The sequence below is a fragment of the Mailhella massiliensis genome, from assembly GCF_020741395.1.
Classification (GTDB): Bacteria; Desulfobacterota; Desulfovibrionia; order Desulfovibrionales; family Desulfovibrionaceae; genus Mailhella; species Mailhella massiliensis_A.
Map to the genome: position 1 here is coordinate 1 of NZ_DYZA01000039.1, position 17,186 is coordinate 17,186.

General features: G+C 60.5%; 19 protein-coding genes and 1 pseudogene. All 20 read right to left on the bottom strand.

Features of this window, described 5'->3' with window-relative positions; all coding sequences use genetic code 11:
• Positions 1-318: 318 nt before the first annotated feature.
• Entirely contained in the window at positions 319-756 is a 438-nt protein-coding gene (locus K8W16_RS02115) for a EutP/PduV family microcompartment system protein (RefSeq protein ID WP_304120740.1), read from the bottom strand.
• Positions 757-1,176: 420 nt separating this feature from the next.
• Positions 1,177-1,536, bottom strand: coding sequence for a BMC domain-containing protein (locus K8W16_RS02120; protein ID WP_294555535.1), 360 nt, complete (start codon positions 1,534-1,536; stop codon positions 1,177-1,179).
• A gap of 66 nt (positions 1,537-1,602) precedes the next feature.
• Complete coding sequence (locus tag K8W16_RS02125) at positions 1,603-2,163, bottom strand: BMC domain-containing protein (RefSeq protein ID WP_304120743.1); 561 nt, start codon at positions 2,161-2,163, stop codon at positions 1,603-1,605.
• Between the two features lie 10 nt (positions 2,164-2,173).
• Positions 2,174-3,499: a 4Fe-4S dicluster domain-containing protein gene (locus K8W16_RS02130; RefSeq protein ID WP_304120745.1), complete on the bottom strand. Its 1,326-nt coding sequence runs from the start codon at positions 3,497-3,499 to the stop codon at positions 2,174-2,176.
• Between the two features lie 155 nt (positions 3,500-3,654).
• A complete protein-coding gene (locus K8W16_RS02135) occupies positions 3,655-4,764 on the bottom strand; it encodes a 1-propanol dehydrogenase PduQ (protein WP_304120746.1) in 1,110 nt (369 codons plus the stop codon).
• Positions 4,765-4,980: 216 nt separating this feature from the next.
• The gene (gene eutM, locus K8W16_RS02140) at positions 4,981-5,271 is read right to left on the bottom strand and encodes an ethanolamine utilization microcompartment protein EutM (protein WP_304120748.1); all 291 of its coding nucleotides are present in this window, start codon (positions 5,269-5,271) and stop codon (positions 4,981-4,983) included.
• Positions 5,272-5,352: 81 nt separating this feature from the next.
• Positions 5,353-5,730 carry a hypothetical protein gene (locus K8W16_RS02145; RefSeq protein WP_304120749.1) on the bottom strand — a complete coding sequence of 126 codons (378 nt, stop codon included), beginning with the start codon at positions 5,728-5,730 and terminating at the stop codon, positions 5,353-5,355.
• Between the two features lie 2 nt (positions 5,731-5,732).
• Positions 5,733-6,281, bottom strand: coding sequence for a BMC domain-containing protein (locus K8W16_RS02150; RefSeq protein WP_304120751.1), 549 nt, complete (start codon positions 6,279-6,281; stop codon positions 5,733-5,735).
• Between the two features lie 7 nt (positions 6,282-6,288).
• The gene (locus K8W16_RS02155; RefSeq protein ID WP_304120752.1) at positions 6,289-6,564 is read right to left on the bottom strand and encodes a EutN/CcmL family microcompartment protein; all 276 of its coding nucleotides are present in this window, start codon (positions 6,562-6,564) and stop codon (positions 6,289-6,291) included.
• Positions 6,561-7,166: a hypothetical protein gene (locus K8W16_RS02160; protein WP_304120754.1), complete on the bottom strand. Its 606-nt coding sequence runs from the start codon at positions 7,164-7,166 to the stop codon at positions 6,561-6,563. The genes K8W16_RS02155 and K8W16_RS02160 overlap by 4 nt, the downstream gene beginning before the upstream one ends.
• A 19-nt stretch (positions 7,167-7,185) precedes the next feature.
• Positions 7,186-8,019, bottom strand: a complete 834-nt coding sequence (gene eutJ / locus K8W16_RS02165) for an ethanolamine utilization protein EutJ (RefSeq protein WP_304120756.1) — start codon at positions 8,017-8,019, stop codon at positions 7,186-7,188.
• Entirely contained in the window at positions 8,009-8,695 is a 687-nt protein-coding gene (locus K8W16_RS02170; RefSeq protein ID WP_304120758.1) for a phosphate propanoyltransferase, read from the bottom strand. Before K8W16_RS02170 ends, eutJ begins: the two co-directional genes overlap by 11 nt.
• 95 nt (positions 8,696-8,790) lie before the next feature.
• Positions 8,791-9,075 carry an ethanolamine utilization microcompartment protein EutM gene (gene eutM, locus K8W16_RS02175; RefSeq protein ID WP_294555503.1) on the bottom strand — a complete coding sequence of 95 codons (285 nt, stop codon included), beginning with the start codon at positions 9,073-9,075 and terminating at the stop codon, positions 8,791-8,793.
• Positions 9,076-9,150: 75 nt separating this feature from the next.
• A complete protein-coding gene (locus K8W16_RS02180; protein WP_304120761.1) occupies positions 9,151-10,626 on the bottom strand; it encodes an acetaldehyde dehydrogenase (acetylating) in 1,476 nt (491 codons plus the stop codon).
• Between the two features lie 12 nt (positions 10,627-10,638).
• A complete protein-coding gene (locus K8W16_RS12345) occupies positions 10,639-11,196 on the bottom strand; it encodes a BMC domain-containing protein (protein ID WP_369694450.1) in 558 nt (185 codons plus the stop codon).
• 18 nt (positions 11,197-11,214) lie between these two features.
• On the bottom strand, positions 11,215-12,138 hold the full coding sequence (cutD, locus tag K8W16_RS02190) for a choline TMA-lyase-activating enzyme (protein WP_304120762.1): 924 nt from the start codon (positions 12,136-12,138) through the stop codon (positions 11,215-11,217).
• Between the two features lie 79 nt (positions 12,139-12,217).
• Positions 12,218-14,776 (bottom strand): choline trimethylamine-lyase, encoded by a 2,559-nt coding sequence (gene cutC, locus K8W16_RS02195; RefSeq protein ID WP_304120764.1) that lies wholly within the window; start codon positions 14,774-14,776, stop codon positions 12,218-12,220.
• 28 nt (positions 14,777-14,804) lie between these two features.
• Entirely contained in the window at positions 14,805-16,301 is a 1,497-nt protein-coding gene (locus tag K8W16_RS02200; RefSeq protein ID WP_304120765.1) for an aldehyde dehydrogenase family protein, read from the bottom strand.
• Positions 16,302-16,349: 48 nt separating this feature from the next.
• Positions 16,350-16,682, bottom strand: a complete 333-nt coding sequence (locus K8W16_RS02205; RefSeq protein ID WP_304120797.1) for a BMC domain-containing protein — start codon at positions 16,680-16,682, stop codon at positions 16,350-16,352.
• 36 nt (positions 16,683-16,718) lie between these two features.
• Positions 16,719-16,955 (bottom strand): annotated as a pseudogene (locus tag K8W16_RS02210) (BMC domain-containing protein); the annotation flags it as partial.
• Between the last annotated feature and the right edge of the window lie 231 nt (positions 16,956-17,186).

Sequence of the window (17,186 nt, forward strand, 5' to 3'; positions counted from 1 at the left end):
ATGAGGTTTCAACGGTATATCCGTATGAACCTCATTGAATAATATTACCCATCAAAATATATAGCTTCAATATCATTTACATATGAAAAAATCTCTCTTTATCATATAATTTACTCTATGAACACTCTATAGTCTTTCTATTGAAGACTTAACCTTTTGAATATATTCAACAAAATGACAGAAACAGATCATTTTCCCAGATCAATATGAATAATGTCACAAAAATCATATTTTCCGAAATATACAAAAGATAACGGACTGTTGAATTTTCCAATTATAAAAGTAAACGACTCTCCATGAGCCGTGGGCCATGAACCCCTACTGTCCCTCCCCACCGGAAAGCGCGGCCCGGAGTTCCTCCATACCCGTACCCTGCGTGACGCTCACGCAGAACATGTCCCGCACCCCGGCGTTATGCAGAAAACGCCGGGCACGCTCAGGGTTCGCTTCCGGCAGGTCGATTTTCGTAATCACACCGATGACGCGGCGGTTGAACATGGAGGCGAATCCCGGCGGAATCTGACAGAAAGTGCGCGTGGCATCCTGTACGAACACAAGAATATCGCAATCCGCAGAAGCGGTGATGAGCGCGGGATAGAAACGGCGGTTTTCCAGAAACTCGCTGGGCGTATTGACGAAATTATGGAAAAAATCCACGGCAAGCACTTTGCGCGGCGTGTATTCCGCACCGGAAAGCGCACAAATGAGCGAGCTTTTGCCCGAGCGCCATTCCCCTATCAGCATGGTTTTCAGCATGACTTCTCCTCCGGGCGCGGCTCCTCACGGCCTGAAGCTGTGTTGTGCCGCGCAAGGTCGATTCTCCGGTACAGGCGCTTGCCGGACATATCTTCCCTGTATGAAAACGAAACTCCTTCGTTTGCGCGGGGCGTTTTTCGGCTCTCCGGGGACGCCCATTTCCCTTCACCGAGCCGCAGCTACGACGGATCGGTGCGGAACGCATGTTTCCCTCGCATCTCCCGCAGGTCTTCGGCCCGAAAAGCCGCGTCGTCCTCCTCGGCCCATACGCACCGTAAAAAACATCTCCGACGCATGTAACGCCGTTTTTTGCGAAGCTTCACCGAAAAAATCTCTCCGACTGTTCCGCGCTCCGGCCCATGACGCACAAAAGCCCGGCGGGCTTTCAGCGGGCCGGGCCATGCAATATATCCGATATTCTCAGGTGCGCGTCATATCCACGGAGGCATAGTGCAGCACGCCGTCGAAATAGGCGATGACGCTTTTGAGCGCCGATTCCACACTGGCCACGTCCCCCACAAGAAGCAGGGAACCGCCGAAGCGGTCCAGGAAGCCTATATCCACGGAACCAGACTTGGTGGCAATGTCCGCCGCGATGATGACCCCTTCCGCAGGAGTGATGGTGAGTATACCGAGAGCGTCGCTTACCGTATCGTCCAGCCCCAGCTTGAGGTAAATACCTCTGTTGGGACTGGCGATGACATGGGCGAGCGTGATCTGCTTACCCGGAACATATTCCTGGATGACACGCTGCTTCGGTTCGTCGCTGATCCTGCCCATAATGCCGGCCTTTCTTTTCCGTCCGGAAGCGCGGGAAAGGAGCGCTCCTTCCCCGCACGGCCGGTGTTACCCGAGAAGATGCTTTTTGAGATCCTCGCTGGGCGAGGGGATGACGATGTGGCTGAGCACCGGGCCGGAGCCTTCGGCTCCCACGACCGACACGCCAGCATCCACGGAAGCCTGCACGGAACTGACCTCACCGGTCATGACGATGTAGGCCTTGCCGCCGAGGCCCGAGGCGAAGCGCAGTTCAATAAGGTGCACCTGACCGGCCTTGGCCGCAGCATCGGCGGCAAGCACGCAGGCCGCCGTAGTGCAGGTTTCAATGCAGCCTAAGGCATCAATACGGGGGCAGACTGCGGTGCCGTTCATGGCGGGTATCACGGCCTCATGCACACTGGGAATGACAAACCAGTCTACCACCATATCCGCGCCGATATCGCGGCCGCGGGCCACGGAGCTCTTCACCGCTCCGGTATCGCCGGTGACGATGACAAGATAACGGCCCGGGCAGGTGGGGCGGGAAAGGACAAGCTGTACTTCGGCGGCCTTCACCATTTCGTCCGCGACATGCAGGCCCGCGCTGATGCTGTTCAGTTCCACGCAGCCGATAGTGCGTAATTTCATTACAAGTTCCTCACGCCTTGATAGTTATCATTCCGTCCGCAACGGACTCCACCACGCCGTCGATGCTGGCGTGCACCCTCGCGCCCATGGCTTTTTCGGGAATCTCGCCGATGAGGTCGCCGCATTTCACATGCATGCCCTCGGAAACGACGCACACGGCGGGCGCGCCGATGTGCTGGCGAAGCGGAATACTTACCCGGGAAGGCACGATTTCCCCGGCATAACCGGGATGCGTATCATATTCCACAAGATCCAGGCGCTGGATAAGCCGCGCGGTGGGCACGCGGCGCTCCTCGCGGAAGTGGTTCGGCTCAAGCGCACGGCCGGAGGAAACCCACTTCACGCCCGCCTTCATAAGTTCCTTCTTGATCTGCGCGTTGACCTCGCGCGGGGAAACCATCATAGGGCAGGCGAACTTCTCGCACAGGCCGCATTCGGAACACAAAAGTGCTTCTTTGGCCGTTTCGCTCGCCAGATCCTGCCCCGCGAACACGCGCATGAGCTTGTTGGGATGCAGGTCGTGCCCGAGCAGATGGCGGGGACACAGATCCGTGCAGCGGGAGCACTGGCAGCAAATGGTGTTGGTGATCTGCCGCACTCTCGCGGGATCCATGACCTTGCGCACCACCACATTGTGATCGGGCGGAAGTACCAGAAGGCCGCTCGTCGTCTTGGTGACCACGGCGCGGGAAACATCGGGAAGCACTTTGCCCATCATGGGGCCGCCGTCCACCACGCAATATTCGGAGATGGTCGCCCCTCCGGCAAAAGCTATGACTTCGGCCACAGGCGTGCCCACAGGCGCCTTGACCACCATGGGCCTGCGTACTTCGCCCGCCACGGTGAGGTAACGCTCCGTCACGGGTATGCCGTCCAGCGCACGGGCGACATTGTACAGCGTCTCCACATTGCTCACCACGGCCCCCACCTGAAGGGGCAGACCGCGTTCGGGCACGATACGCCCGAGAGCTTCATACACCAACACCTGCTCATCGCCTGCAGGGTAGAAATCCCCGAGTTCAAAAGCTTCCAGAGTGCCGCTCCCCTCGCGGGCCACGGCCTCGCGTACCGATGCCATGGCTTTGGCATGCTTGCCCTTCAGGCAGACCATACCCTTCTTCGCACCGGTACATTCCATGACGGCCTTCAACCCGCGGAGCAAGGTATCCACCTCATGTTCCATAAGATGCGGATCGCTCATGAGCAAAGGCTCGCAGGAAGCGCCGTTCACAAGAACCGTATCCACCGTGGCGTCGGCCTTGACGTGCGTGGGCAGACCGGCGCCGCCTGCGCCGACCACGCCGGCTTCCCGTATTCTTTCGACAATCTGATTCATTCTTCCGTCCTCCGGCATGACATGACGCCGCTCGTGCCGCACGGGCTGCGTCCGGCGCGCAATCCATAAAAAGCGCCCTTTTCCCGCGCGCCTCTCCGGCAACGGGCTGCGCGGGATTCCTGTTTTCTCTCCCCGGGTGCGGGGCAAATACTATCCTACCACGCCTGCTCCAGAAGCTGCCTGATATCCGATACGGAAGGCCGTCTGGGATTGCTCTTCGTGCACATGTCCTCCAGGGCATGCGCAGCCATGATATCGAGAGCGGAGGCGAAGGCTGCCTCCTCCACCTTGAGGTCGCGTATGCGCGCCGGTATGCCCATGGCTTCGTTCAGGCCGCGTACGGCCGTAATAAGGCCGCTTGTCCCCTCTTCCACATTGCCATGGGGCAGGCCGATGATGCGAGCAAGTTCCCTGTAGCGGACGCCTGCATCAAAACTGTTGAAACGTATGGTATAGGGCAGGAGCACGGCGTTGGCCAGGCCGTGGGGAATATGGAACTGCCCGCCGAGCGCATGGGCCATGCTGTGCGTAATGCCGAGGCCGCTGTTGTTGAAGGCCATGCCCGCCATGCAGGAGCCGAGCAGCATCATTTCACGCGCTTCCATGTCTTCCATCTGCTGGTAGGCCTTGAGCAGGTAGGAGAACACATAGCGTATGGCCTGCACGGCGAGAATATCGGTAAAAGCATTGTTGTCGCGCGAGGTATAAGCCTCCACGGCGTGGGTGAGCACATCCATGCCTGTGGCCGCCGTGACGGAAGGCGGCACGGTGCGGGTGAAGCGCGCGTCGAGAATGGCCACGTCGGGAATGAGCAGCTCATCGTTCAGGGGAATTTTCACGCCGTGCTTTTTGTCCGTGACTACGGAAATGGCCGTGACTTCGGAACCTGTACCGCTCGTGGTGGGAATGGCAGCCAGAAGAGGCTGTGGCAGGTTGGGCGCGGCCTTGTGCGCGAAAAAGGCAATGGCTTTGGCCGTGTCGATAGCGGAGCCGCCGCCGAGAGCCACAATGAGGTCGGCCCGGCTGGCCACAAATTCGACGGTACCCTGCTTCACCGTTTCCAGGGAGGGATCGGGCTCCACGCTGGAAAAAATGCGGTGCGGGATATCCCGCCGTTCCAGATGGCTGGTGATCTGGTCGGCGAAGCCGCTCTTGACCATAAAAGGATCCGTCACCACGAAGGCGCGGGTACAGGGCAGTTCCTCCAGGGTATCAAGGGCGTATTTGCCGTAGCATATCTTTGTTTTTCCGTGGAACTGGGTCACGCTGGTTCTCCGCAAAATATGCCTGCGCTGCGTATTTCTCCATGGATCTGCTTTTGCCGCCCCACGGACTACGCCGCTTCACGGCGCATACGCAACGCTTTTAAAAGTTAATCCGCGGGATCTTGCCCGCGCTGCCGGACCTTCAGAAAACCGAAACGGTCCCTTTCACCCGGACTGCTTGCCCGGGAAGAGTATCCCCCTTCCCGGACAAAAATACTATTCGGCCTCTTCAGAGCGATGGGGCAGGATCAGCTCCACTTCGCTGTGGGGGCGGGGGATGACGTGTACGCTGCGCAGTTCGCCCACACGTTCTGCAGCGGCAGCGCCCGCGTCGGTAGCGGCCTTCACCGCACCCACGTCGCCGCGCACCATGACGGTGACAAGGCCGCCGCCTACCTGTTCGCGGCCGATGAGCGTCACGTTTGCGGCCTTGACCATGGCGTCAGCGGCTTCAATGGCCCCAACAAGGCCTCTTGTTTCAATCATGCCGAGTGCGTCGAGTTTCATGGATGTTCTCCTTATGTGTTAACTATGGCGTGCCTGTGAAGGGCACGGCTGATGGTCTTCGTCATGCGGCGCACCGCAATCTCAGATATTATCCCTGATGGTTTTAAGGGCTTCCACAGTCATGGCACGGACTTCATTGGGATCAGTCACGCCGTACTGCGTCCTCAGCATGTGCGCCACTGCCATGGAAAGGCTCTCCAGGCTGCCCGCGGAGGCAAGGCCCGCCCCTTCCTCAGGGCCCACGAAAAAGGTCTTGCCCGCTCCGCAGCCTCCCCGGCAGGGAGCCTGAACGGGTTCCGCCGGAGCCGGTTCCTCGCCGTACACGACGCTCACCTTGCGCCGGGCAAGCTCGTCCTTCGCGCCCGGCGTCAAAATCCGGTTCTTGCCGACATAGAGCTTCCCGTCCTGCCGGCAGATGAAAGCGTCGAGATTCTCCACACTGATCAGTTCTTTTTTCATGCTTACCTCACTGCGCCCGTCAATGCCCTTGCCAACGCTTCGGCGGGATTGGGAATGACCACGGCTTCCACAAGTCTGGAACCAAGCGCCTCACGGGCGGCCTCCACGGCCTCGCGCACGGCGGCCACGTCGCCGCCGAGCACAAAGAACGCCTTGCCCGCAATGCCCTGGCCGGACACAAATTTCAGCAGCCGGACGGCGGAACGCTTCACCGCCCTGTCGGCGGCGTGAAGGGCCGGGGATACGAAACGGCTCTCCACCACGCCCAGCGCTTCCCCGGGCATGGCCGCTTCGCTTTTTCTCAGCGCGGCCGTCACCTGGGGAGAAATATGGGAAATCACAAAGGATCCGACAATCTTCCGGCCCGAAGATTCCGCAAGGGCCACGGAAGTGCCCACAGCCTCGCGCTCGCCCGCGACATAGATGAGAAAGCGCCCCGAACAAAGCGTGCCTGCGCGGACAAGCTCCACTTCGGCTGCCTTGACCATGGCATCGGCAAGCTCCACGCCGGAAGCTATACCGGAAACTTCCACCACCCCGAGACTGTCCATGCAATCCTCACAAACCCTTTGTAATCTCTACTTCGTCCAGGATGCCCACAATGGCGGCATCCATGGGAATATCGGATGAGGCGAGGGCCATGCGCGCCGAAGAACCGGTGACTACAAGCACCTGCTCCCCTATGCCCGCACCCACGCAGTCGGCAGCAACAAGACTTTCGTGACGCTTTCCATCCGCCGGGTCGATGCGCTGTACCACCATGAGCTTGAAGCCGTTGAGCGCCTCTTCCTTCTTGGTGGCCCATACGTTGCCGATCACAATGCCGATAATCATGCCTCTCCTTCCTTCATGATGCGCATGTGCAGCTCTTCCGCCTTTTCCGATGCAAGAGGCGTGACGCTGGCCGCGGCCGGGATCACCAGCGTACGGCGGCCCTCGGCCCCTGCCTTTTCCACCATGGCGGCGGTGATCAGCTTTTCCCGCACCATGGCCTTTTCGGGCACCCAGGGCCGGAAGGCCCGGAGGCCGTACCCGGCCAGGGTCTTTTCATGAGCGGCATAAAGTTCATACAGCGGGCCGGGAGCGGTGTCGGCCCAGGCGCGGTAGGAAAATTCCAGGATCTCCACCTTCACGCCGCGGAGCAGCAAACCGAGCACTTCCTCCATACAAGGGGAAGAAGCGCGCCCTACAGCGAGATCTGCCATGTCGGAGCAGGACAGCACGGGCAGGATATGGCGCTCCGGCATGCGGCCTCCGGCATCCTCTCCCAGGAAAAGGATATCCGCCCCGCCTTCGTAGAACGGAGCAATAAGTGCGCCGACACGTTCCGCAAGCGCTTCGTCGCGGGGGGCAAGTACCCTCACGCAGGCCTTCGCCCGGAAATTTTCCGTCCGTGCCAGGACTTCCTGAACCACGGTGCGCACAAGTTCCGCCATATCCATCATGCTTTCCCCGCTATACTTCAGCGCCCGCCGCACAGTTGAGCGCTATACCCAGAGGCGTGACCAGGAAAGGATTGGCGGGTTTGCACACCGTCTTTCCCGTTTCCTTGGCGATGATTTTTTCCATATCCTTCAGGCAGCAGGTGCCGCCCACAAGGTAAACCACCTCCACATCGCGCCCGGCGATATGCCGATTGATAATGCTGGCCATTTTCTCCAGTACGGGCTTCACCACGGGCAGGATTTCCTTCTGCCGGGAAGGATCCTTCTTTATTTCTTCCGCATCTTCAAAGCTCACGCCGTAATTGCCCGCCAGCACCAGGGAAAGGTGCGTACCGCCGGTAGGTTCGTCGGCCACATAGACCACCTTGCCGTCCTCAAGAACGGAAAGCCCGGTAGTACCGCCGCCAATGTCCACAATGACGCCGTTATCTACCCCGAGCACGGCATTGGCCGCCGTAGGCTCGTCCAAAATGGACGTGACGGTGAGCCCCGCGCCTTCCACCACATGGCGATGCGTAGCACATTCGCGCTCGCCGGTACCCGGAGGCACGGCAATGGCCGCGTATTCCAGCTCCCGGCCGAGGCCTTCCTCAAGCTGGCGGACAAGCCGGCGCACAATGGCCGTCGCCCCGGTATAGTCCACCACGAGGCCGTCGCGCACCACCTGCGCGAACTCCAGGGCACAGCCCATGGGGCGGCCCTCGGCGTCGACCACGACCACCACGATGTAGGCCGTGCCGAGATCCACCCCCACAAAGAGGCGCTCGGAAGGTTCAGGCTTCACGGGCTTGCCGATGAGGCGTTCCAGCTCGCCTATACGGCTGTTGACCGCCTCAATGTCCATGGCAACACCCGGACTTGCCGACGATTACACCGTCCACGCCCTTCTTCCAGCCGGAACCGTTGCCTTCATCGGCGTCTATATGCATGGCGAGACTGAACTTGTCGCTCACGCGCACAAGCACATCTTCAAACACCACGGGCCGTTCCGTACCGAGACGCACGCTTACCATGTCATTGTCGGCCACGCCGAAGCGGGCCGCGTCCGCCGGAGTCATGTGAATGTGGCGGGAAGCCACAATGACGCCTTCCTCAAGGCCCACGATGCCGTGATCCGAGGCGAGAATGATACCGGGGGAACCGGCAACATCACCGGACTGGCGCACCGGCGCATCCACACCCAGAGCGCGTGCGTCGGTTTTGGAAATCTCCACCTGCGACTTGCCCCGGGAAGGGCCGAGTATGGCGACGTTGTCCATGACGCCCTTGGGCCCGATAATGCGCACGCGCTCCTTGCACAGGAACTGGCCCGGCTGGGAAAGATCCCGGGCATGGGTCAGCGGCGCGCCGAACAGGGCTATGGCGTCCTTTTCACTGAGGTGAACGTGACGGGCGGAAAGCTCCACAGGGATGGGCCCGTTTTCCGGCGCGGAACAGGTATGGCCCGCCTGGGCCGCCACCTCGTTGAGCACGCAGGAAAGGATCTGCGCCAGCACGTCTTTCATGGCTTGTTCGTTCATGTTGTCTCCACTGCAATATCGAAGCACCCGCAGGAGCAGCCTTCACCGGCGAATGCGGCAGGGGCCGGAAACCGCTTCCGGCCCGCGCCATGCGCTTACGCTTCCTTATGGGGCAGGATAAGCTCCACTTCGGAATGAGGACGGGGGATGACATGCACGCTGACGAGCTCGCCGACCTTCTGGGCGGCGGCAGAACCGGCATCCGTGGCTGCCTTCACCGCGCCCACGTCGCCGCGAACCATGACGGTGACGAGCCCGCCGCCGACCTGCACGCGTCCGATGAGGGTGACGTTGGCGGCCTTGACCATGGCATCGGCCGCTTCAACGGCGCCGACGAGACCTCTGGTTTCGATCATGCCCAAAGCATTGGTGGAAGTCATATCCATCTCCTTGAAAGGGTTTTCTCTGGTTGATTATGGGGTGGCCCGCCCGGCTTTTCCGGCTGCAGGCTCAGCTTACATGACTTTCTTGAGTTCCGCGACTATCAACGAGGTGATGGCGTTGATATCAATACCGGAAGTTGCGCCGCAGGCAGAGCCGTGGGCAGGAGCTTCGCTGTGGCAGCATTCGTGATGCGCCTCGCAGGGAGTGTTGCCGAGGTCATAGGCCACGCGGCGGATGTTCAGAAGGTTCATGGGCGTCACGTTGTCGGAGGTGGCGCTGCCGCCCACCGCACCGCAGCCCAGAGTGAAGGAGGGGAAGAGCCCGGTGGTGATGCCCACGCCGCCATGGGTGGAGGGGGTGTTCACCAGAATACGGGAAACGGGTTTCTTCAGGCCGAATTCGCGGATGATTTCCTCGTTGTGGGAGTGTATGGCCAAGGAGTGGCCGATACCGCAGTTGTGCAGCAGGGCATGGCACAGCTCGCAGGCCTGATGCCAGTCGTTGACCACATAAAAGCCCAGAAGCGCCGTAAGCTTTTCCTTGGAGAAGGGGAACTTGGGGCCCACGCCCGCCTCGTCGGAAATGAGCAGGCGCGTCCCGGCGGGCACTTCGATGCCTGCGATGCGCGCAATGGTCTGCGCGTCGCGGCCCACGATAGCCGGGTTCATGGAGCCGTTGCCCCGCTCCATGACGGCCTTCACCTTGGCAAGATTCTCCCCTTCCAGGAAGAAACCGCCCTGGGCGATGAGTTCACGCTTCACTTCGGCGGCGATGACGGCTTCAGTCACAATGGACTGTTCCGAAGCGCAGATGGTGCCGTTGTCGAAGGTCTTGCTGGTCATGATTTTGGTCACGGCGTCCTTGATATCGGCACTGCGCTCAATGAAGGCGGGCACGTTGCCCGCACCCACGCCGAGGGCGGGCGTGCCGGAGCTGTAGGCAGCCTTGACCATGCCGGGACCGCCGGTGGCAAGGATAAGGTCGGCAATTTTCATGAGCTCGGCGCTGCCTTCCATGGTAGGCACACTGATGCAGCTCACAAGATCGGTGCTCACGTTGCAGCTGTGCAGCGCTTCTTTGATGATCTGCACGGTACGGCCGATGCACTTCTTTGCGGCGGGGTGCGGCGTGAACACGATGGCGTTGCCGGCCTTCAGCGAAATGAGAGACTTATAGATGACTGTGGAGGTGGGGTTGGTGGAAGGAATGATGCCCGCGATGACCCCGACGGGAACGGCGATTTCCACGATCTTGTTGACCTTGTCCTCGCGGAGAATCCCCACCGTCTTCATATCCTTGATACAGGCGTAGACCTTCTCGCTGGCAAGCAGGTTCTTGGTCTTCTTATCCTGCGGCTTGCCGTAGCCTGTCTCTTCGTTGGCCATGACAGCCAGTGCCTCGGCCTGGGCGGCCGTGGCTTCGGAAACGGCTTTGACCACCGCGTCAATGCGTTCCTGCCCCAGCTGCGAGAACTCGGCCTGGGCGGCGCGGGCGGCGCGCACCAGAGAACGGGCTTCCTGAATGGACAACAAATCCTTGTCTACCATTGAACTACTCCTCTATTTTCCTGAAGCCTTCAATATAGCGGCAATCAGGGATTTTTTGTCGGCCGACGCCACGGCTTCCTCGGACATGGACAGGCCTTCCATGTTCCAGGCCATACGGCGCAGCCGGTTCAGGCTCATTCTCTTCAGCCTGGCCTCGGCAAGGGCGTCCTCATCGGGAACTTCTTCCGCCTTGCCGGAGACACGCTTCACCTCTTCGCTCACAAACGCCGCGCCGCGCGTCACTCCGCCTCCTGAGGAGGGAAGGGGCGGCTCGGGATCCTTTTCACCCGCATCGGGGTCAAGGCGCAGTATGCCGCAAAGCTCCTCATCCGGCCGAGGTATGACATGGGTGGACACAAGTTCCGCCCCGGCTATGCGCAGTATGCAGGCCTTTGCCGCGTCCACGGAGGCCTGCACGGCGGAGACCTCGCCCGCCACGGTAATGGTCACCAGCCCTCCGGTGGCCAGGTTCTTTTCCAGAAGACGCACGTCGGCGGCCTTGAGCATGGCGTCTGCGCCCTCTATCGCCGCGAGCAGTCCCCTGGTTTCCACAAGTCCGAGTGCCAGCATGGAAAAGCCTCCTCAGGCTCAGTGCCTGATCACCGTTACCGGAAAATCGTAACGCCTGATGATATCTTCCACCCTCGCCAGATCGGATTCGTCCAGCGCGGGGTCGCCCTGCATGGGGTACTCCCTGCCGAGCTGCGCGTATTTGTTCACGCCCATCTTATGGTAGGGCAGAAGATCTATGCCCTTGAAATTGCGATGGCCCTTGTACGGGGCAAGGAAACGCACCATAGCCTCGATATCGCTCTCACCGTCGTTCACGCCGCGAAGAAGCGGTACGCGCACCTTGACGTTACTGCGGTTTTCCAGAAGCCAGCGCAGATTGTCGAGGATCAGCTCGTTGCGCACGCCGGTAAGCCGGTAATGGCGGTCGGAATCCATGTGCTTGACGTCGAAAAGGAAAAGGTCCGTCACTTCCGCGGCACGGCGCACCACCTCGGGCCTTGCGTAGCCGCAGGTTTCCATGGCGGTGTTGATGCCCCGCTCCTTGCAGGTGGTGAGCAGGTTGACGGCGGCCTCGGGCTGCATGAGCACCTCGCCCCCGCCGAGCGTCACACCGCCGCCGGAGCTCTGATAGAAGGGTCTGTCCTCTTCAATGACTTCCATGATTTCCGAAATCGTGCGGTACTCGCCGGAAATGCTGAGCGCAGACTGCGCACAGGCCTTTTCGCAGGCGCGGCAGCCTATACATTCCACCTCGCGCCGGATCTCATGGCGGGAATCGGCCATGGCGTGCACCCCGGTCGGGCAGACCGCCGCGCATGCGCCGCAGTTGACGCACCTGTCCTTCTTGAACAGGATCTGATAGGCGCGAAGCTGCCCTTCAGGGTTGGAGCACCACAGACAGCGCAGGGGGCAGCCCTTGAAAAAGACCAGCGTCCTGATGCCCGGCCCGTCATACAGATTGTACTTCTGTATGTTGAATATCAGTGCCTTTCTTTCCACAGCGAAACCGCTCCGCTAGATTCCCTGTTTGAGCCCGGCCCTGCGGCCGGGCTCCCTTTCACCGTACAAAGACGCCGCGCTAGATGGAGCGCAGCACCGTTCTGCTGATGATTTCGTCCTGCACGTCCTTGCACAGCTCCACGAAGAAGGCGCTGTAGCCGGCCACGCGCACCACCAGGTCACGGTAGTTTTCCGGGTGCCGCTGGGCTTCCAGCAACGTGTCGTTATCAAGATAGTTGAACTGCATCTCGCCGTTGCCGAGGATGCTGGCCGTGCGGATGAGCGTGACGATGCCGTTCTCGCCTTCCGGCGTATCGAGCAGGCCGCTCATGAGCTTGAAGTTATGCACAAGGCCGATGTTCATGTTGTCGTTGGCCATTTTGGAAACGCTCTTGATAATGGCCGTGGGCCCCTTGTAGTCCGCGCCCTGGGTGGGGCTGATGCCGTCGGAAAGGGGCAGCCAGGCATGACGGCCGTTGGCGGACGCGCCGGTGAGCTGCCCGAAGGGGGTATTGTTGGAAATGGACAGCGTGCCGTGGCTCAGCACGGAGTAAAGCGTCCTGTACTTGCGGTGCTCACGTTCGGTAAAGGCGATGAGGTCGGCGGCGATGTAGTCGGCGTAGTCGTCGTCGTTGCCGTACTTGGGCGCGGCGAGGCAGTCGGCGCGCACCTGTTCATAACCCTGGAAGTCAGCCTTGAGCGCCTCGTTGAGCTGTTCCAGCGTGTACTTCTTGTCATCGTACACCAGCTTCTTTATGGCGGCCATGGAGTCCGCGTAGGTAGCAAGGCCGCTCCAGACCACGCCGGGCCCGAAGTTGTACATGGCGCCGCCGGAAGACACGTCGCAGCCGTGTTCCATGCACCCCTCGTACATGACGGACATGAGGGGCTTGGGAGCAAGCTCACGGTGCACGCGCTGGGAAATCACGGTGGCCACGGAGGTCCACTTGGTGATATACTTGATCTGTTCCTTCACCGCGGCGTCGAACTTTTCCCAGGTGTCGAACTGGGAAAGGTCGCCGAGGTCGGGGCAGACCTTCTTGCCGTACCAGAGCGGCACACCGTGGTTGAGTACAAGCTCGATGCAGATAGGCCACTGGGTATAGGAAGTGGAGGTCCACTGATAGAGGCGCCCCGCCTTCTGCGGTTCCACACAGCCCATGAGGCAGTAGTCGCGCGCATCTTCAATGGATACGCCCTTGGCGAGCATCATCTTGATGTGGGTATCGTCGAAGTGCACGGCCGGGAAGCCCATGCCGGAGCGGATGACGTCCACGATCTTGCGCAGGTACTTCTCCGGCGACTTGTTGTGCACACGGGTGGCAAGGGAAGGCTGATAGATGCGTACATGACGCACCGCGTCCATGAGCAGATAGGTGAGGTCGTTGGTGGCATCGCGGCCCTCGCGGGTGACGCCGCCCACGCACATGTTCACAAAGGGCTGATAGCCCGCGAAGAACTTGGAGCCGCCCTCGCTCGTGAGCCACATCATTTCCGACATCTTGATGAGCATGCAGCCCGCAAGGTCGAAAGCCTGATATTCAGTCATGCGGCCGGACTCAAGATCTGCCTTATAGAAGGGATACATGTACTGGTCCACGCGGCCGATGGACATACCTGTCTGGTTCTCTTCCACGGGAAGCAGGGATTCCACGGTCCATACGGCCTGAATGGCTTCCCAGAAGGTGGAAGGCGCATGGGCAGGTACACGGGCATTCACTTCCGCGATTTTCAGAAGTTCGGCCTTGCGCACGGGATCAGATTCCTTACCGGCCAGCTCGGCGGCGTATTCCGACAGACGACGGGCATACGTCATCACGCCTTCGGTGGTGTCGATGATGGACTTGTAGAAGTAAATCTTGTCCAGATCCTCGGGATTCTCGTAATCGAGATGCTCCAGGTGCTCGCGAGCCTCGCGCTGGATATCGAGCATGCCCTTCTTCATGAGGATGACGTCGTAGCCGGGGTTGGAGTCGCCGCCGCCGTTCAGCGCGTGGTATGAGCAGTCGGACACGAAGGACTCGCCGGAAAGCTCCCACACTCCGGCCTCGCGGTACTGCGCCTCGCAGTATTCATCCACGGACTTGCCCTGCCAGTAGGGGAAGATTTCCTCGCGCAGCACCTTCTTGTCCTCTTCGGAAATATAGAAGGGATCCTGCGGGCGGTGGGCGATGGTATCCAGCTCATCGCGCAGCCAACGCCAGGAAATATCGGGAGAAAACGCGCCCGTACGCGGCCCGCCGCAGGGGCAGCCCACGATGAGCTCATCCTTCTGTATGACCAGGGGAGCAGTCTCGCAGCAGCGGCGGAAGGCCTTGGCGCGCAGCTCGATCTTGGGCAGACCGGGATTGGCCTTGTCGATCTCCGTGATGACCCTGGCGCGGTGTATGGAGATGGTGGGCACCTGCTTCAGGAAGTTGGCCTTCAGGCGCTTATGCCTTTCCGTAGGCCCGTCGGGCACTCCCGCGCCGTGACTGCACGCGGCGGAAGGAGCAGGAGCGGCGGGAACGGCCTTGGCCGCCTTCTCAAGAAGCTCCAGGGAAACGCCTTCAAAAATCTTGCGCAGGGTCTCCCTTTCCGCAGGGGAAAGGTTCCTGGTCGCTTCCGCAATCTTGCTGGAAAAGTCGTGAAGATCCACTATACTTCCTCCGTTGGTGAAAATACCGTCATTTCTGTTCAGCGTCGGACAAGGCCCGCACGGCCTCGCGCAGGAGCCGGCGCAGCGTCTCAAGCCTGTCTTCCGGCCCGGCCGGAGCATCAAGGGAGTCATTGCGCCCGGCCGGAGCATCAATGGCATGGAGCGCTTCTTCCGCGCCCCGCACGCCGTAGCCGACCCTGCGGATATAGACGAGGTTCATGGGGGAAACATTGTCGGAAGTCATGCCGTGCCCGGCCAGCCCGCTGCCCAGCGTCAAGGCCGGGAAAAGCTCCGTAGTCATGCCCATGCCGCCGAGCGCGGCCGGGGTGTTCACAAGGAGCCGCGCCACGGGCTTTTTCAGCGCAAACTGGCGTATGACTTCCGCATCGCGGGAATGGATGACCAGAGTGTGCCCCGCCCTGTCGAAAAGAAGCAGCTCAATGCATTTTTCACAGGCGTGCATCCAGTCGTCCTCCACATACCAGGGCAGCACCGGAGCCAGAAGCTCACGGTTGTACACATCGGTATCGGAAACATACTTGCGTTCGGCAATGAGCAGCTTTGTCCCGGCCGGGGCCTCGAACCCGGCACGGCGGGCAAGCGTAGGCGCGTCTATGCCCAGCATGTCGCGGCGACGCCTTCCGTCGTGGTGGAAAAGCACCCCGGCAAGAGCGCGGGTTTCCTGCTCGCCCATGAACCAGGCCCCTTCCTCCTCAAAGGCGCGGCGCGTCTCTTCCGCTATGCGGGAATCCACCACCACGCACTGCTCGGCCGAAGGGGCGATGCCGCAGTCGAAGGTCTTGCTGAACACAATGTCCCGCACGGCAGACCGCACGTCGGCGCTTCGTTCGATGAACGCAGGCCCGTTGCCCGTACCGCCGCAGATGAGCGGCTTGCCGGAAGCTTCCGCGGCATCGAGCATGCCCGCTACGCCCGTGATGAGAACCAGGGACACGGCCGGGTGGCGCATGAGTTCCACAGTGCCGCTTTTCGTGGTGGTGGCAAGGTAGGAAATACAGCCTTCCGGGAGCCCGCAGGCCGTGGCGGCGGAAATGATGAGGTCAATGGCCCGGGCCATGCAGCGTTCGGCGCGCGGATGCAGGGTGAAAATGATGGCGTTGCCCGATTTTATGGCGAGGAGCGCCTTGTATATGGTGGTGGACACGGGGCTGGTGGAGGGGCACAGCGCCGCAATGACGCCGCGCGGCACGCCCACTTCCAGAATATTGCCGGAAGCGTCGTATTTCAGCGGGCCCACGCAGCGCATACCGCGCAGGGCCTCGCGCACTCTCCGGCACACGAAAAGGATTTCCGCAAGCTTGTCTTCACGGCGGCCGTAGTCCGTCTCCTCAAAGGACATGACGGCAAGGGCGCGGGCATGCTCCTCCATTTCCCCGGCCACATGTTCGACGATCTCATCCAGCCTTTCCTGGGAAAAGGCGGCGAGCTTCCTCTGCGCCTCCCTCGCGTTTTCCGCGAGGATTCTGGCGTACTGCATGGAAAGCAAGTCTTTGTCGGCAATCATCTCTCAGGCCCCGCTTCCGGCCGCGCCCGCCCCTTGGGGGGAGCACCGTCAGGCAAGAAGATTCTCAATGGCGTAGCGGCGCGTCATTTTCACAAGATCCCTGTGCGGGGTGGGAATGACGCAGGAGCTGTACACGGAGGCGCCCATGGCCTCCACGGCCTTGATGCCGGCGGCCACGGCGGCCTTGCAGGCTGCAACGTCGCCCTGCGTGAGCACCGAAATGTAGCCGGAAGCCACGTTCTCATAGCCTATGAGTTCCACATCCGCCGCCTTGATCATGGCGTCGGCCGCTTCAAGCATGTACACGATGCCGAAGGTTTCAATGAGCGCCAGGGAACGGAGGGGGGGATCCACGGGTTCATCAAGAACGCTGTGCACCATGGCTATCTCGCCCACACCGCGCACAGGGCGGGGCATGACGTTGTGCGCCGTCAGCTTGCCTATGGACGAAGCCGCGGCCCTGCCTGCCTCCACGGAGGCGCGCACCGCCGCCACATCGCCTTTAACCATAATGGTTACCAGTGTGGAGCCCACGTTTTCATAGGAGAAAAGCTGGACATCGGCGGCCTTCAGCATGGCATCCGCGCCATAGATGGCAGGCACCATCCCAAGGGTTTCAATGAGGCCCATGGCCTCTTCAGCGTGATACCTCATACTCTCTCCATTCCGATTCGGAATTTCCGGATATGCCGGTACCGGAAAGGTTCCGGCGAAAACCTGTTTTGGATAGTATGATTATCATAGCCTTTCCCTATAGGGGAAGGTCAAGAACATTTCCCCGGAAAGAGCCGCAAAAAGGGAAAAAACGCCCGCACAGTCCAAACACCAGCAAAGTCGCGCTGTTGCAAGGATGCGGGAAAAACTGTTTGTTTATTCATTCAAGAT

Coding starts and splice junctions, on each gene's coding strand:
- K8W16_RS12345 (WP_369694450.1), bottom strand. CDS start 11,196: ATGCTGGCACTCGGACTTGTGGAAACCAGGGGACTGCTCGCGGCGATA.
- K8W16_RS02200 (WP_304120765.1), bottom strand. CDS start 16,301: ATGATTGCCGACAAAGACTTGCTTTCCATGCAGTACGCCAGAATCCTC.
- eutJ (WP_304120756.1), bottom strand. CDS start 8,019: ATGGACATTGAGGCGGTCAACAGCCGTATAGGCGAGCTGGAACGCCTC.
- K8W16_RS02160 (WP_304120754.1), bottom strand. CDS start 7,166: ATGGCGGAACTTGTGCGCACCGTGGTTCAGGAAGTCCTGGCACGGACG.
- K8W16_RS02145 (WP_304120749.1), bottom strand. CDS start 5,730: ATGAAAAAAGAACTGATCAGTGTGGAGAATCTCGACGCTTTCATCTGC.
- K8W16_RS02120 (WP_294555535.1), bottom strand. CDS start 1,536: ATGGGCAGGATCAGCGACGAACCGAAGCAGCGTGTCATCCAGGAATAT.
- K8W16_RS02150 (WP_304120751.1), bottom strand. CDS start 6,281: ATGGACAGTCTCGGGGTGGTGGAAGTTTCCGGTATAGCTTCCGGCGTG.
- K8W16_RS02170 (WP_304120758.1), bottom strand. CDS start 8,695: ATGAACGAACAAGCCATGAAAGACGTGCTGGCGCAGATCCTTTCCTGC.
- K8W16_RS02205 (WP_304120797.1), bottom strand. CDS start 16,682: ATGGTGCACAGCGTTCTTGATGAACCCGTGGATCCCCCCCTCCGTTCC.
- K8W16_RS02115 (WP_304120740.1), bottom strand. CDS start 756: ATGCTGAAAACCATGCTGATAGGGGAATGGCGCTCGGGCAAAAGCTCG.
- eutM (WP_304120748.1), bottom strand. CDS start 5,271: ATGAAACTCGACGCACTCGGCATGATTGAAACAAGAGGCCTTGTTGGG.
- eutM (WP_294555503.1), bottom strand. CDS start 9,075: ATGACTTCCACCAATGCTTTGGGCATGATCGAAACCAGAGGTCTCGTC.
- K8W16_RS02155 (WP_304120752.1), bottom strand. CDS start 6,564: ATGATTATCGGCATTGTGATCGGCAACGTATGGGCCACCAAGAAGGAA.
- K8W16_RS02130 (WP_304120745.1), bottom strand. CDS start 3,499: ATGAATCAGATTGTCGAAAGAATACGGGAAGCCGGCGTGGTCGGCGCA.
- K8W16_RS02180 (WP_304120761.1), bottom strand. CDS start 10,626: ATGGTAGACAAGGATTTGTTGTCCATTCAGGAAGCCCGTTCTCTGGTG.
- K8W16_RS02125 (WP_304120743.1), bottom strand. CDS start 2,163: ATGAAATTACGCACTATCGGCTGCGTGGAACTGAACAGCATCAGCGCG.